Origin of the sequence: Thermodesulfitimonas autotrophica (genome assembly GCF_003815015.1) — a bacterium.
GTDB lineage: Bacteria > Bacillota > Desulfotomaculia > Desulfotomaculales > Ammonificaceae > Thermodesulfitimonas > Thermodesulfitimonas autotrophica.
Window position 1 is genome coordinate 252164 of sequence record NZ_RKRE01000002.1, and the last position, 14490, is coordinate 266653.

A 14490-nucleotide genomic window follows, 5' to 3' on the forward strand; every position below is an offset into this window, starting at 1 on the left:
ACGGTTTGAAATTAATCAAAAAATAAGAAAAACACCTATCTTTGGGGTCATGCAAAAGCAGGAAGGTAAAGGAGACCCTGAAGAAGAAATAAAGTTATAACTATCATCCCGGTACCGAAGAGGGGAAGTTATGCGCACCACGCATAAGATAATCATCGGCGACGCCAGGTGGATGAAAGAGGTGGCTGACGAGTCGGTGCACCTGATCATCACCTCGCCGCCCTACTGGCAGCTCAAGGACTACGGCAACGGAAAGCAGATCGGTTTTAACGATACCTATGAGGACTACATCAACAACCTCAACTTAGTTTGGAACGAATGCCACCGGGTGTTATACCCCGGCTGCCGCCTTTGCATCAATATCGGTGACCAGTTTGCCCGGTCGGTCTATTACGGCCGGTACAAAGTCATTCCCATCCGGACGGAAATCATTAAGTTTTGCGAAAGCGCCGGCTTTGACTATATGGGCGCAATCATCTGGCAGAAGGTTACCACCTGCAACACCACCGGCGGGGCCACGGTGATGGGCTCGTTCCCCTACCCGCGCAACGGCATTCTCAAGTTAGACTACGAATTCATCTTAATCTTTAAAAAATACGGCACCCCGCCGAAGGTAAGCAAAGAGCTCAAGGAAGCGTCAAAGCTAACGTTAGAGGAGTGGAACCAGTACTTTTCCGGGCACTGGAACTTCCCCGGCGAGAGGCAGGACAGGCACCTGGCGATGTTTCCGGAAGAGCTGCCCCGGCGGCTGATCAAAATGTTCAGTTTCGTGGGTGATACGGTGCTCGACCCGTTCCTCGGCAGCGGCACCACTTCTCTGGCCGCTAAAAACCTGGGCCGGAACTCCATCGGCTACGAGATAAACGCCGCCTTCCTCCCGGTGATAAAAGAGAAGTTAGGGCTTGGGCAGATAACCACCTTCGCGGATGCAACCTTCGAGATAATCAAGCAAGAAGAGCCGGAGGCAGATTTTAAAGCGGCGATTTCCAAGCTGCCTTACATCTTCCGCGACCCGGTAAAATTCGACAGGAAGGTTAACCCGAAGAAGCTGCGTTTCGGCTCAAAGATAGACAACGCGCACCACGAAAGAGAAACTTACTATACGGTGGAAGAGATTATCTCCCCCGAAATACTGGTCTTGAACGGGGACTTAAAGATCAGGCTGTTAGGCGTTAAAGAGAAGATAGAGAAAACCGGCGAAGCCCTAGCGTACCTACGGCAGAAAACCCGGGGGCAGAAGGTCTTCCTACGCTTTGACGAGATCAAGTACGACGATGATAACAACCTGCTCTGTTATCTTTATTTACGGAATAAAACCTTTATCAACGCGCACCTGATTAAGAACGGGTTGGTTGCTGTAGATGCTTCGCTTGATTACAAACACAAGGAGAAATTTTTATCTCTTGCCAACCACCGGAAGCCTACAATCCATGAAGCACAAGCTTAGACGAAAAGAAATCCGTGGGCGTCTTGATATATAGAAACACCTGAATTCCCAAAATATGTTGCTCCCTTGATTAACCTTGTCAACCGGTTTGCCAGGGTACCCGGCCGAAAGGTGAGTGATTAGGCCAGCCGGCACATCTCCTTCTGTAAACGCTTGATGATCCTTTTCTCTAAGCGGGAGATGTAAGACTGCGAGATCCCGAGGAGGTCAGCCACCTCCTTCTGGGTCTTCTCCTCCCCGTGGAGGCCGAACCGGAGCTCCATGATGATCCGCTCCCGCCCCGTCAGGCGATCGAGCGCCAAGCGCAGGATCTTGCGGTCAACCTCCTCCTCCAACCGCCGGGAAGTAACGTCCGCCTCGGTGCCCAAAACATCGGAAAGCAGCAGCTCGTTGCCGTCCCAGTCCGTGTTGAGCGGCTCGTCGAAGGAGACCTCCTGCCGGAGTCGCGCCTGGCGGCGCAGGTGCATCAGAATCTCGTTCTCAATGCAGCGGGAGGCGTACGTGGCAAGTTTCACCTTGCGCTGCGGGTTGAAGGTGTTAACCGCCTTGATAAGACCGATACTCCCGATCGAGACGAGGTCTTCAATGTTGACGCCGGTGCTTTCGTATTTGCGCGCGATATAAACCACCAGGCGCAGGTTCCGTTCGATCAACGTATTCCGTACAGAGTAATCGCCGGCTTCCAGCCGCGCCAGCAAGCTCATCTCTTCATCGGCGCTCAAGGGCGGCGGTAGCGTTTCCGGCCCGCCCACATAGTACCCGGAGCGCCGCCAGCCGAAACGAAGGAAAGACCTGAGGCACAGGAGCCGCAACTGCAAGACTATCTTCCGGAAAAGGTTCACCGCCATCCCTCCCGAAAAGCTGCCGGTGCCGGAGATTGGAAACGCAACCCGGCCCAGGGCCATCTCCTACAGAAAAGCCTTAATGAGCTGCGGGTGGAGCAGCGCGTTATAGCTATCTTCCGGACTCAAGCGGTGGCGGTAAACCGCCACCACCACCCGCGACGTTTTAACCACCCGCTCGCCGTAGATAACCTCTACCAGATCAGGTTTGAAACCCACCAGGAGCCCGCCGCTCTTTCCGAGCGACCGGTAAGGTATAAGCCGGAGCCGCGTCGCCCAGTTGCCTTCCAGCGCAGCCACCAGGGCGCTAAAATCAGGCTCCCGGTCCCTGGCCAGCGCCTCCCTCATCACATCCGGGATAAAGTCCTTGATCGCTTCGAATTCCACAACCACGACCGGGTCACGCGTCACCGGGTCGCTCAGCTGATTCCCGGTATCAACCAAACCTTCCAACTCTACTCTGGCCGTGCCGAGATGAATGATTACCGGTACCCGGAAAAAGCCTGCGGTGACCCTCCGGCGCAAAATGGCGCCTTTCCGGCCCACAACCGCCACCAGGAAAAGCGCCGATAGGATCCCGGGCCAAAGGGTCCGGGATTCGCCGCCAAGGGCGCCCGTTCCCGCCACGAGGCTGTTGATGCCCATAACCACCCCGCCGGCCAGAAAAGAGACGCCGAAAAAGAGTATCCAAACGACTAAAAAACGCCGCCAAGGCAGTAAACCGAAGGCAATCAGGAGCACCACCACGGAGAGCAGGAGCTTCCCGGCCAGATTATAAAAGGAGGCGGCCCCGGGTAAAAACAGGACGAAAATGTACAGGGAACCCGTTAGTGCCGCCGTGACCACCCGTAAAACACGGCAGGGCACGCCGGCGAGCCGCGCCGTCAGGTAGAGAATGGCGCAGTTCATCAACAGGTTGTTGGCGATGATCTCGTCGGCATAGACGGTGTACTCTACCATAACGTATACCCGTCCATAACCCAAAAATTTCTATAAGACTATGCGGGGCAAGGTCCGCATATGCCCTGAAAAAACTAAAAACCCGGCTTCAATTATACTGAGCCGGGGCAGTAAAATCTGTCAAAATATGGGTTTAGTGCAATTCTTTCACGGCAAACCGGGGCGCTTACCGGTTTGAGCGGCGCAAGAGAAATTCCGGAATGTCGATATCCTCGTGCTGGTTAAAGAGCTTTATCCCGGGGTCCACGCTCGCTTTAGCCGGCCTGCTTTCGAATCCGGTAGCAATCACCGTCACCCGCACCTCGTCGTTGAGGCTCTCGTCGATCACTGCGCCGAAAATAATGTTGGCCTCCGGATCAACTACCTGAGCAATAATCTGCGCCGATTCGTTGACCTCGAGAAGCCGCATCGAAGGATCGCCCGTCATATTAAGGAGGACCCCGCGCGCCCCCTCGATACTCGTCTCTAAGAGAGGGCTAGAGATTGCTGCTTTGGCCGCCTCAACCGCCCGGTTTTCGCCCCGCGCCACGCCGATGCCCATCAATGCGGAGCCCGCATCCTTCATAATGGTGCGCACATCGGCAAAATCCAGGTTGATGAGCCCGGGAACAGCGATTAAGTCCGAGATGCCCTGTACCCCCTGGCGCAGCACGTCATCGGCAATCCGGAAGGCCTCCACCATCGAGGTATTTTTATCGATCACCTGCAGAAGCCGGTCGTTCGGGATCGTGATCAGGGTATCAACCCGCTCCCGCAACCGGTTGACTCCGGTCTCCGCCTGGAGCTGCCGCTTTCGTCCCTCGAAAGTGAAGGGCCTGGTTACCACACCTACCGTCAGGGCGCCGAGTTCTTTAGCTAATTCGGCTACGATGGGCGCCGCCCCCGTGCCGGTGCCGCCGCCCATGCCGGCAGTTACGAAAACCATATCGGCACCTTTGAGGCTCGCCGCTATCTCGTCCCTGCTTTCCTCTGCCGCCTTTTCACCGATTTCGGGATTTCCCCCCGCCCCCAGCCCCTTGGTCAGCTTGGCCCCGATCTGGATCTTGTTCGGACTTTGAGACATTGCCAGCGCCTGAGCATCGGTATTGATGGCGATAAACTCGACTCCCTTTACTCCCGCGGTAATCATCCTGTTTACGGCGTTACTGCCGCCGCCGCCAACGCCAATTACCTTAATGTTCGCAAACCTGTCCAGATCGAGTTCGATGTCGATCACCTTTTATGTCCTCCCCTCTCCAAATCGCAGAAAAACCTTGGCCAGGCCGACAAAAGCCAACCTGAGGGAGCTGAACCCCAATAAAAATTCCACGTGGGGTCTAGCAAATCCTTTTTCCTAAAACGACAAATTTTACTTTTTCAAGAGGTGGCGCCTGATAACCCCTAAGTTTTGGAAAAGCCGCACGCCGAAAGCCACTATCGCGGCCGTGTAGAGCTCCACCCCGAGGCGGTCGCCGAGAAAAACCAGTCCGGCAGCCAGGAGGGCATTCGCAAAAAAGCCGCTGAGGAAGATAACGTCGTCAAAACGGTCTTCCATCGAGGCCCTAATACCGCCGAAGACCGAATCAAGCGCCGCCAGCACCGCCAGCCCGATATATTTTCCGTAGGCCTGCGGAAACACCAGGGGGACGTTAAGACCGATAGCTGTGCCGAGAATCAGGCCGACCAGGGCAAAGAAGATCCCGAGCCACATTCAAGCCTACCTCCTCGCAGGCAAATTTCGCTACTTACCTTGCTACTGCATCTTATTTCGACCCAAAGCGGACCCGGCCGCGCCCGGCTTTACGCGGGCCCGCGCACCGGCCGCGCGTACTGGTAGCGGAAAGGCCCCTGGTAAGCAGGGACGATGACCCGGTCCTTCGTCTCCACCGTAACGTCGATACCCCAGTCACGCAGTGTTTCCACCAGCCCGCCTTTGATCTCCAAGCTGCTCCGGAGCGCAACTGGGTCACCGATGGCGATGATTTCGTAGGGCGGCGTAATCCGCCGGAGGTTCACGTTAATGTACGCTCCCGCCAGGCGGATCTCGGAAGTCGAAAGGAGCCGCTGCCCGTTGATGCTCAAAACCTCCGCCCCTGCAGCACGTAACTCGTTCACGATTTTTAGCAGATCCTCGTCGCGCACGGCAAAGATGGCCCCCTGCGGGGTGGTTGTCCCCCGGTTGCTTAGCAAAACCCGCACCCCGGGTCCCACCATAGGGGTCACACCTGCTAAAATACTAGCATCTTTAACCTCGGCTTTGATCGCTTCCTCGGCCTGGGCGTAACCAAGACGCGCGCGGGAGAGTTTTTCTTCCAGGTCCCTTACCTCCGCCTCCAGCCCGGCCCGCTCTTTAGCCAGCGCCTTGAGCTCGACCGTTAGCTCGTGGGCCCGGTCATAAGGGACGGATTGCTCGACCTGGTTGGTGGTGCGGAACTGAAAAACCACTAACAAACCAAGCACGAGCGAAACAAAAACCACGGCAAGATAGCGTCTGAGCATTCACTCTTCCTCCTGGTAGGGATGCGCGTAAAGGAACTTCTGGCTCCCGGAGTACGCAGGGATGGTCACCTCGGCAAGCTTTCGGATGGAAACCTGAATGCCCCAGAACTCCTGGAGGGTATCAACTACCCCGCCCCGCATCTTCAACGCACTGATCATCGTGTCGGGGTCACCAATCGCGGTGATCCGGAAAGGAGCCGCCAGCCGCTTGGACTTGTTTACTAAAATGGTCGGGCCGGTACAGCGGACCTCACTGGTGGCGAGCAGACGCTCCCCGTTTATGGCCAAGACTTCCGCCCCAGCAGCCTTCAGTTCGTTGAGGACCCGGAGGATATCCTCGTCATGCAAAACGTACAGATTCGGGTTCTGCCCGGGCTGCAGGGCAGTGTTGCTGTCGTTCAGCACCACCTCGATGCCGGGACCGCTCGCCGCAACCATCCCGGCTTCCAGCTGGTACTCCCGCAGCTTCCGCTTGAGCGGCTGGAGCCCCTTCTGGGCCGTAGCCGCGTCGAGTTCGGTCCTGAGACTGGTAACCTGCGCCTGCAACCGGTCACGCTCCGCCCGCGCCGCCCTAACCTCAGCCGTCAGCCTCTGGACCCGCTGGATAGGAACGGTTCGCTCAATGTCCTGGTAAATCCGAAACTGGACCGCTAATAGTAGCCCCAGGAAGAGCGTAACCAGCAGTACTGTGAAGTGAATCGTGCGCACCCTTTTCCTCCTCCGCAGGCACAAACTTTACCACCGGCCTGTCGGCAACTTTCAGGTCGATGTAAGCTACCTTACGGCTACCGAGGGCGTCCAGGAGACGGGAGAGGATTAATCCTTTTTCCATAATCTTCTCGGGACGACCAAAATAAACTTTCACGCCGTCGCTGGTAAAAAGCTCAACCACCTGGTACGGCGTTACGTGAACCTCTGCCAGCCGTACCGTAAGCTTAGCGTCAAAGGCTTTCAAAACCGTAACCGCCGTCCGGTAACCCTCGGTAGCTAGGCTCCTTCCCGGTGCCGGTGCACTCCCGGCTCCGGTGACGACCGGCAGGGGGCAATCGGCTCTCGCTCTGCCGATACATACGCCCGCTTCGTCGAGCGCGTAAAAACCGCCCTTTCCCGGAACGAGGGCAATTGCCTCCCTTTCACAAACCCTGATCTTGATCCGGTTCGGCAGGCACCGGACGACCGCAACCTCTTTCACAGCGGGAATCCGTCTTACACGCGCAGCTGCATCCTTCAGGTTGACCCGAAAGATGTTTTCACCCGGCGGAATGTGTGCCGCACCAGTTATTTCCTTCGACGCTACCTGTTTATTTCCTTCCACCTGGATCTCGCGAATAGAAAAAAGAGGGGAGCTGAGGAGCACAAACCCACAAACGAGCAGCAACACTATGATGCAAACCCGCTCGATCAAGTTCGGTTTAGCGGGATGCCCTTCTGCCGCACCCGCCCCTGCAAAGTAAGAACTTACCAGAGCTTGTCCCTCCAAAACACAAAAAGCCGTCTCTCAAGAGACGAGCCGTTCGATAGCTGCTCCGAGAGAACGGTACTTTTCCTCTATTTTTTCGTAGCCCCGGTCGATATGCGCCACGTTGTCAACCACGGTAGTGTTCTCCGCCGCTAACCCCGCCAGCACCAACGCCGCTCCGGCCCGCAGGTCCGGCGCCTCAACGCGCGCCCCCGTCAGCCGCTCGACGCCCCGGATGATTATCGCCCGGCCCTCGGCATAGATATCCGCCCCCATCCGCCGGAGCTCCGGAACGTGCTTAAAGCGGTTGTCAAAAACAGTTTCGGTTACGACACTCGTCCCCCGGGCTACGGCCAGGAGGGCGCACATCTGCGCCTGGAGGTCGGTGGGGAAACCGGGATAGGGCATAGTCCGGATGTCTACCGCCTTGAGCACTCCTTCCCGCCGGACCCGCACCGCGTCTCTTTCCACCTGGATATCCACTCCGGCCTCGCGCAGTTTCGCCAACAGTGGCTCTAAGTGCTCGGGGATCACGTTCTTTACCACCACTTCCCCGCCCGTAAGGGCCGCAGCAATGATGTGGGTTCCTGCTTCGATGCGGTCGGGAATAACCCGGTGCCCCTGCGGGGCGCGCAAAGATTTCACGCCGTCCACCTTAATGGTGGAAGTTCCGGCTCCCCGAATCCGGGCACCGGCCCGGTTGAGAAAGTTTTGCAGGTCTACAATTTCCGGTTCCCGGGCCGCGTTTCTGATTATGGTGGTACCGGCCGCAAAAACTGCCGCCATCATCAGGTTTTCCGTAGCCCCGACGCTCGGGATGTCCAAATGAATATCTGCCCCTTTTAGTCTCCCGACTTCTGCCGTTATGTATCCGGAGCGCTCTTTGATTTCCGCCCCCAGGGCCCGCAACCCTTTAAGGTGTAAGTCTATCGGCCGTGACCCGATGTTACAGCCGCCTGGCTGGGAGATCCTGGCCCGTCCGAACCTTGCCAAAAGCGGGCCCAAAACCAGCGCCGAAGCCCTCATCCGGCGCATCAATTCTTCCGAAACCTCTTCCAGCCGCAAACTTGCCGTATCTATGGTAAGGGTAGCGCCGTTCCGCACCGTCTTGGCCCCCAGATGGGACAAAACGTCGCACATCACGTCGACATCTTTGAGTTGGGGCACCCCTTCGATGATACTTTGGCCGTCACACAGGAGCGTCCCGGCCAGGATGGGCAGAACAGCGTTTTTGGCACCACTGGTTTCAATAGTTCCGTATAAGCGGTTTGGCCCCTTGATGACGAAGCGCATTCGGTCACCCCGCCCCGCTGTCGCCCAGTATTTTCACCTCAAGCTCTAAGGTTATACCGAACTTCGCCCGCACCATTCCGCGAACCCGCTCAATTAGTAATAGGACGTCACTCGCTTTCGCCGCTCCTAAGTTGACAATGAAGTTCGCGTGTTTCTCCGAAACCATCGCGTCGCCAATCCGTAACCCTTTAGCCCCGGCAAGTTCGATCAGACGCCCGGCCGCATCGCCGGGAGGGTTCTTGAAGACGCTTCCCGCACTCGGGTACTCGAGCGGCTGGGTGCGGCGCCTTTTCTGCAGGTATTCCTGGCTCCGCCGCCTGATCGCCTCCGGGTCGTCAGGCGTCAGGCCGAGGACCACTTCCACCACGATTGCCTTGAGCTGCTGTAACCGGCTGTAACGGTACCCGAAAGCAAGCTCCGCCCGGTTGAAAACCTTTTCCTGCCCCGCGTAATCAACCACAGTGACTGTCTCAACCAGATCGCCAATCATGGAGCCGTTGGCCCCTGCGTTCATCGTCACGGCCCCGCCGATCGTGGCCGGGATCCCGACGGTGAATTCCAGCCCGCCGAGCCCCGCTTCCTGGGCCACCGCCGCCACCCGGCCAAGTTTGGCCCCGGCGCCAGCGGTGATGCTCCGACCGGCAACGCTAATGGCTCCCATACGCTCGCCAATCTTGACTACCACCCCCCGGATTCCGGTATCACTCACCAGGAGATTCGAACCGTTGCCGATAACGGTAAAGGGTAGCCCCTTTTCCCGGACAAAGCGCAAGATCATTTTTAAATCCTCACGCGAAGCCGGCTCTACCAAAAGGTCCGCAGGCCCACCGATCCGCCAGGTGGTGTGTTCTTTTAAAGGCTCGTTAGGCAGGACCCGGCCCGCAATCCTGGCCGCAAGCTCTTCCGCCAGGCGGTTCACCCGTTATCAGCCTCCAGCAGCGCCACGAGCGCCTGGCCCACCTTATAGATGTCGCCTGCACCGAGGGTCAAAACGATATCCCCCGGTTGGACCAACTCCTTAACGTAAGCAGCACCGTTGGTATTAGGCAGCCGGAGCACCTCCCGCCGGTCGTGCTGCCTGATCGCTTCCCTGATCAGATCGGCGCTCACCCCGGGAATTGGCTTCTCGCCGGCGTTGTAAATCTCGCCGACCACTACCACGTCGGCCTCGCTGAAAGCCCGCCCGAACTCCGGGTAGAGAAGCGCCGTGCGAGTGTAGCGGTGGGGCTGAAAAACGGCCACCACGCGTTTAGGAGCGAGTTGCCGCGCCATCCTGATGGTTGCCGCGATCTCGGTGGGGTGGTGGGCGTAATCGTCAATCACCGTAACGCCACGCGCCTTCCCGAGTAACTCGAACCGCCGCCCCACGCCGCGGAAGCCCTCCAGTGCCCCGGCCGCCACGGCGAACGGAACGCCCAGGTGGTGCCCCACGGCCACGGCCCCTGCTGCATTGAGCAGGTTATGCATCCCGGGAATGTTGAGCCGTAACCGCCCTATCCGCTCCCCCCGGAAGTAGAGAGTAGCTTCCGAAACGGGGCCCCTAAGACTCACTTCCGCTACCCGCCAGTCAGCCCCCTCGCCCACGCCATAGCTAACCACGGGTTTCGGTGCCTCGCGCGCAAGAGCACGGAGGTTCGGGTCATCCCAACAGACCACCGCAATGCCGCCGGGCGCGACCCGCCCGAGAAAGTCCCGGAAGGCCCGGATCAGGTTTTCCACCGAACCGTAATAATCGAGGTGGTCGTTCTCGATGTTCGTCACCGCCGCGACCTCCGGGGAGAGGAGCAGGAAAGAAGCGTCGCTCTCGTCGGCCTCGGTTACGAAGCAAGGACCGCCACCCATACGGAAATTACCGCCAATTGCCGGCCAGTTGCCGCCCACTAAAATGGTGGGGTCAAGCCCCCCCGCCATGAGTACAGCGCCGACCATGGCCGTGGTTGTCGTTTTCCCGTGCGCACCGGCCACGGCGATACCCCGGTAGCCCCGCAGCACCGCGGATAGCAACTCGCCACGGCGCATAACCGGAATCCCCCGTTCGCGCGCCGCAAGCAGCTCTGGATTCTCCGGCCCGATGGCCGAAGAAACCACCACCAGCTCCGCAGCACCCACATTTTCGGCCTTATGTCCCTTATAAACCGTAGCCCCCTGGGCCTGAAGCCTTTCGGTCAGCGCCGAAGGTTTGAGGTCGGAACCCGTGACCCGGTGGCCGCGCAAAAGGAGCAGGGCGGCCAGGCCGCTCATGCCCACGCCGCCGATGCCGATAAAGTGCACGTTGTGTGGTATTTTCCCCATATTTTCGCGTTACTCCCTCCTGACCGCCGCTCCACGGTATATTATGCAACCACCGGGCAAACTGCTACCGAACTTGTCCTCCATAACTGACAAAAAGGGCGCCACCTCCTGTACCACCGCTTACAAGCGTCCAATTTCCTTAATGCAGGCAATGATCTGCTCCAAAGCGTCAGGCTTTCCTAAACTGGCGCTACGCGCCGCCATCTCCCGGAGCGCCGCTGGGGCAGCAAGCAACCGCTCCACTTCCTCTACCAACCGTTCCGGAGTAAGCACGGCATCCCGGATCACCACCGCCGCGCCTTGCGCCGCAAGCGCCCGGGCGTTAAACTCCTGGTGGTTGGCGGTCGCATACGGATACGGGACGAGGATCGCCGGTCGCCCCAGGCAGGTGAGCTCCGCAATGGTCGCCGCCCCCGCGCGGCAGATGACAAGGTCTGCCGCGGCGAGATAATCCGCTATCTGGTAGAAATAGGGAACAACCGTTATGTTTCCCCAGGATGAAAGGTCTATTCCTTTAATACGTAACCATTCCCGAAATTTATCGTATCCCGCCGTCCCCGTGGCATGAAAGAGCCTCACGCCCGGTCTCCCGCCGAACGCCGGGATAAGCTCTGCTATCGCCCGGTTGAGACGCTCTGCCCCCCGGCTGCCGCCGAAAGAAAGGAGGACGGTCTCTTCGCCCACGTTAAGCCGGGCCCGCGCCCCCTCCCTATCCGCGTTCCGGATCTCCTCCCGCACCGGCAGGCCAGTGACCTTAGTCCTGACGCCGCGCGGCAGGAAACGCCCGGCCTCCGGAAAGGTAAGCGCTACGCAGGCAGCAACCCGCGCAAAGAGGCGGTTGGTGAGGCCCGGAAAGGCGTTCTGCTCGTGGATCAGGAAGGGCACGCGGCAGAGATATGCCGCTAGGAGGACCGGGCCCGATACGTAACCGCCTGTCCCCACAACGACCGCAGGCCGCACATCCCGCACCAGACGCACCGCTTCTCCCGCGCCCTTCAGGGCAAGCGCTAGCGACCAAAGGTTCCGTAGCGTGAGCCGCCGTTTGAGGCCCGCAGCAGTGATCGTGCGGAAAGGGAATCCCGCTTTGGGAACAATATCCGCTTCGAGTCCCCGGGCCGTACCCACGTAAAGGACCTCGCAGCCTGGAAAAGCTTGTTTTAAGCCCCGGGCAATCGCCAGGGCCGGGTAAATATGCCCTCCCGTTCCACCACCCGCGATGATAAACCGTAAAGTGCCCATTACTTCACCTGACCGTATGCCGGGAAATATTAAGAAGCACGCCAATAGCGGCGAGGGTGAAGACCAGGGAGGTGCCGCCGTAACTGATGAGCGGCAGCGGGATACCCGTTATCGGCATACTGCCCGTTACAACCCCGATGTTAATTAGGGCCTGCAAACCGATCCCTGCCGTGATCCCGGCCGCAAGGAAACTGCCGAAGGCATCCGGCGCGTAGAGCGCGATCCGCAAGCCCCGCCAGATAAAGATGATGAATAAAAGAATCACGAATGCCCCGCCGATGAAGCCCAGTTCCTCGCCGATCACGGCAAAGATAAAATCGGTGTGCTGCTCGGGCAGGTAGAGAAACTTCTGCTTCCCCTGGCCGAGTCCAACCCCGAAAAGCCCGCCGGAACCGATCGCGTAAAGCGACTGAATGATGTGGAAGCCGCTCCCTTGAGGGTCTTTCCAAGGATCGAGAAAGGCCAGCAACCGGCGCCACCGGTAAGGCTCCATGTAAATTGCCGCCAGCGCCGCCGCAACACCACCCAGGCCGGTCACGCCGAGGGCGGAAAGGGGCGCGCCGGCGCAAAAAAGCATCACGAAAACCGTCCCGGCAAGCGCCATCGCCGTTCCTAAATCCGGCTGCAGCAGAATCAGAAGCGCGGCCGCACAGGTAATGCCGAGATAAGGGAGGATTTCGCGGGCTCGCCTTATCCCTCCTGGCACCCTGCTGAGACCGTAAGCGGTAAAGACCACAATGCCGAACTTGATGACCTCGGAGGGCTGAAGAGTTAACGGGCCGAATTTGAGCCACCGCTGGGCGCCGTGGGAAGAATGCCCGACTCCCGGCAAAAGAACCAAGAGAAGCAAAAAGAAAGAAAGTGCTAATAACAGCCCCGCGAACCTTCTAAAGTTGTGGTAATCATAGTTAAGGAAGTAGAACATCGCCCCGAGCCCCAAAAAGGAGTAGAGAAGCTGACGTTTAAAAAAGTAAAAGGTGTCGTTGAAGCGGACCAGAGCAGCGTACTCGCTGGCGCTGAAAACCATTACCAGGCCAACCGATAGGAGGCCCAGCACCGTGAGAAAAAGGAGGAAATCGGGTGGTCTTCTTGCCCTGCCCCAGGACCGCATCTTTCTCCCCTCTTACGAAGTAACCATTTCCCTGACCAGTTTTTTAAAGAGTTCGCCCCGTTCCTCGTAATTCCGGAACATATCCCAGCTCGCGCAGGCGGGCGAAAGGAGAACCACGTCCCCCGGCCGGGCTGCGTCCCGCGCCAAATAGACCGCCTCGCGAAAATCCCGGGCGTAGCGGATTTCCGTCACTCCGGCCGCCCGGGCCGCCGCCGCGATTTCTGCCGCGCTTTCACCCACGACCACGAGCACCCGCACCTTTTCCCTAATTTTTTTAGCGAACGCCCCGAAGTCGCTCCCTTTGTTTCGCCCGCCCGCAATCAGGACAATCGGTTCCCGGTAAGCCTCGAGGGCCTTGATGGCGGCATCGGGATTGGTTCCCTTAGAGTCGTTAACGTAGCGGACCCCGTCAATTTCCGCCACAAACTCGAGCCGGTGCGCTACCCCTTTAAACTCCCGCAGCGTCGCCGCAATGACCGAAGCCGGCACCCCCAGCGACCAGGCCGCCGTGGCTGCTGCCAACGCGTTCTCTAAGTTATGCGCGCCGGGAAGCGCGATCTCCCCTACCCCGCAGACCGGGACCACCGCGCCGTTTTTCCCCAAGACGATCTTTTCTTCCCGGACAAACGCCCCCGCCTTCAAATTATGTCGGCGACTGAAGAATAATACCCTGGCAGGACTCTGCCCGGCCAGCGCGGCCACCAGAGGGTCATCAAAGTTGAGCACCGTCACGTCATCCTGCTTCTGGTTGCTGAAAATGCGCGCTTTTGCCGCCGTATATTCTGCCATTGACCCGTGTCGGTCGAGATGGTCAGGGGTGATGTTGAGAATAACTGCTACCCGAGGCCGAAAGAAGCGGATTGTTTCGAGCTGAAAGCTCGAAACTTCGGCCACAATGATGTCCTCCGGCCCAAAATCCGCTACGGCCGCCACCAGTGGTAAGCCAATATTCCCGGCCACCAGCGTCCGGCGCCCGGCTCTCCGGAAGATCTCGCCGGTAAGCGCGGTGGTCGTGGTTTTACCGTTTGTGCCGGTGATCGCCACGATCGGGGCCCGCGCGAAGCGGTAAGCCAGTTCGAGTTCGCCAATCACCTCGATCCCCGCCTGCCTTGCCTCAACCACCGGAGCCACCGTTAAAGGCACGCCTGGGCTCACTACCAAAAGGTCGTACCCTGCTGCCGGGGGGTAACCGCCGCAGAAGATCGTCACCCCTGCCCCTGCAGCCACCGTCTCAAGTTCGGCCGCCGGCTTGCTGTCAGCCAGCGTTACCACCGCTCCTTTTTCCCGCAAAAAACGGGCCGCCGCAAGGCCGCTCTTCCCGGCACCGATAACCAGCACCTTCTTATTCTTTAACTCCAAAATGGACCTC

General features: G+C 58.7%; 14 protein-coding genes. 1 reads left to right on the plus strand and 13 read right to left on the minus strand.

The window, feature by feature from the left end:
- Positions 1 to 130: 130 nt before the first annotated feature.
- Positions 131 to 1447: a DNA methyltransferase gene (locus tag EDD75_RS05015; protein ID WP_123928975.1), complete on the plus strand. Its 1317-nt coding sequence runs from the start codon at positions 131 to 133 to the stop codon at positions 1445 to 1447.
- 119 nt (positions 1448 to 1566) lie between these two features.
- Here EDD75_RS05015 and sigE read toward each other — a convergent pair whose 3' ends face one another.
- From sigE to murD, 13 genes are all read right to left on the minus strand, one after another.
- Complete coding sequence (gene sigE, locus EDD75_RS05025) at positions 1567 to 2289, minus strand: RNA polymerase sporulation sigma factor SigE (RefSeq protein WP_245963113.1); 723 nt, start codon at positions 2287 to 2289, stop codon at positions 1567 to 1569.
- A gap of 66 nt (positions 2290 to 2355) precedes the next feature.
- On the minus strand, positions 2356 to 3249 hold the full coding sequence (locus tag EDD75_RS05030; RefSeq protein ID WP_123928982.1) for a sigma-E processing peptidase SpoIIGA: 894 nt from the start codon (positions 3247 to 3249) through the stop codon (positions 2356 to 2358).
- Between the two features lie 166 nt (positions 3250 to 3415).
- Positions 3416 to 4465, minus strand: coding sequence for a cell division protein FtsZ (ftsZ, locus tag EDD75_RS05035; protein ID WP_123928985.1), 1050 nt, complete (start codon positions 4463 to 4465; stop codon positions 3416 to 3418).
- Positions 4466 to 4597: 132 nt separating this feature from the next.
- On the minus strand, positions 4598 to 4939 hold the full coding sequence (locus EDD75_RS05040) for a small basic family protein (RefSeq protein ID WP_123928988.1): 342 nt from the start codon (positions 4937 to 4939) through the stop codon (positions 4598 to 4600).
- A gap of 89 nt (positions 4940 to 5028) precedes the next feature.
- Positions 5029 to 5727 carry a DUF881 domain-containing protein gene (locus EDD75_RS05045; RefSeq protein ID WP_123928991.1) on the minus strand — a complete coding sequence of 233 codons (699 nt, stop codon included), beginning with the start codon at positions 5725 to 5727 and terminating at the stop codon, positions 5029 to 5031.
- Positions 5728 to 6435, minus strand: a complete 708-nt coding sequence (locus tag EDD75_RS05050) for a DUF881 domain-containing protein (RefSeq protein WP_123928994.1) — start codon at positions 6433 to 6435, stop codon at positions 5728 to 5730.
- Positions 6347 to 7108: a cell division protein FtsQ/DivIB gene (locus EDD75_RS05055; protein WP_342780968.1), complete on the minus strand. Its 762-nt coding sequence runs from the start codon at positions 7106 to 7108 to the stop codon at positions 6347 to 6349. The genes EDD75_RS05050 and EDD75_RS05055 overlap by 89 nt, the downstream gene beginning before the upstream one ends.
- A 117-nt stretch (positions 7109 to 7225) precedes the next feature.
- The gene (gene murA, locus EDD75_RS05060) at positions 7226 to 8479 is read right to left on the minus strand and encodes a UDP-N-acetylglucosamine 1-carboxyvinyltransferase (protein ID WP_123929001.1); all 1254 of its coding nucleotides are present in this window, start codon (positions 8477 to 8479) and stop codon (positions 7226 to 7228) included.
- Between the two features lie 4 nt (positions 8480 to 8483).
- Positions 8484 to 9398: a UDP-N-acetylmuramate dehydrogenase gene (gene murB, locus EDD75_RS05065; protein WP_123929004.1), complete on the minus strand. Its 915-nt coding sequence runs from the start codon at positions 9396 to 9398 to the stop codon at positions 8484 to 8486.
- Positions 9395 to 10771 carry a UDP-N-acetylmuramate--L-alanine ligase gene (murC, locus tag EDD75_RS05070; RefSeq protein WP_123929007.1) on the minus strand — a complete coding sequence of 459 codons (1377 nt, stop codon included), beginning with the start codon at positions 10769 to 10771 and terminating at the stop codon, positions 9395 to 9397. Before murC ends, murB begins: the two co-directional genes overlap by 4 nt.
- A gap of 120 nt (positions 10772 to 10891) precedes the next feature.
- Positions 10892 to 12010, minus strand: a complete 1119-nt coding sequence (murG, locus tag EDD75_RS05075) for an undecaprenyldiphospho-muramoylpentapeptide beta-N-acetylglucosaminyltransferase (protein ID WP_123929010.1) — start codon at positions 12008 to 12010, stop codon at positions 10892 to 10894.
- A gap of 4 nt (positions 12011 to 12014) precedes the next feature.
- Positions 12015 to 13121 carry a stage V sporulation protein E gene (gene spoVE, locus EDD75_RS05080; protein ID WP_123929013.1) on the minus strand — a complete coding sequence of 369 codons (1107 nt, stop codon included), beginning with the start codon at positions 13119 to 13121 and terminating at the stop codon, positions 12015 to 12017.
- A 12-nt stretch (positions 13122 to 13133) separates the two neighbouring features.
- Positions 13134 to 14480, minus strand: coding sequence for a UDP-N-acetylmuramoyl-L-alanine--D-glutamate ligase (murD, locus tag EDD75_RS05085; RefSeq protein ID WP_123929016.1), 1347 nt, complete (start codon positions 14478 to 14480; stop codon positions 13134 to 13136).
- Positions 14481 to 14490: the final 10 nt, after the last annotated feature.

Excerpts from the sequence above, each read along its gene's own strand:
- EDD75_RS05015 (WP_123928975.1), top strand. The coding sequence starts at position 131 with ATGCGCACCACGCATAAGATAATCATCGGCGACGCCAGGTGGATGAAA.
- EDD75_RS05030 (WP_123928982.1), bottom strand. The coding sequence starts at position 3,249 with ATGGTAGAGTACACCGTCTATGCCGACGAGATCATCGCCAACAACCTG.
- EDD75_RS05040 (WP_123928988.1), bottom strand. The coding sequence starts at position 4,939 with ATGTGGCTCGGGATCTTCTTTGCCCTGGTCGGCCTGATTCTCGGCACA.
- EDD75_RS05045 (WP_123928991.1), bottom strand. The coding sequence starts at position 5,727 with ATGCTCAGACGCTATCTTGCCGTGGTTTTTGTTTCGCTCGTGCTTGGT.
- murA (WP_123929001.1), bottom strand. The coding sequence starts at position 8,479 with ATGCGCTTCGTCATCAAGGGGCCAAACCGCTTATACGGAACTATTGAA.
- murC (WP_123929007.1), bottom strand. The coding sequence starts at position 10,771 with ATGGGGAAAATACCACACAACGTGCACTTTATCGGCATCGGCGGCGTG.
- murG (WP_123929010.1), bottom strand. The coding sequence starts at position 12,010 with ATGGGCACTTTACGGTTTATCATCGCGGGTGGTGGAACGGGAGGGCAT.
- spoVE (WP_123929013.1), bottom strand. The coding sequence starts at position 13,121 with ATGCGGTCCTGGGGCAGGGCAAGAAGACCACCCGATTTCCTCCTTTTT.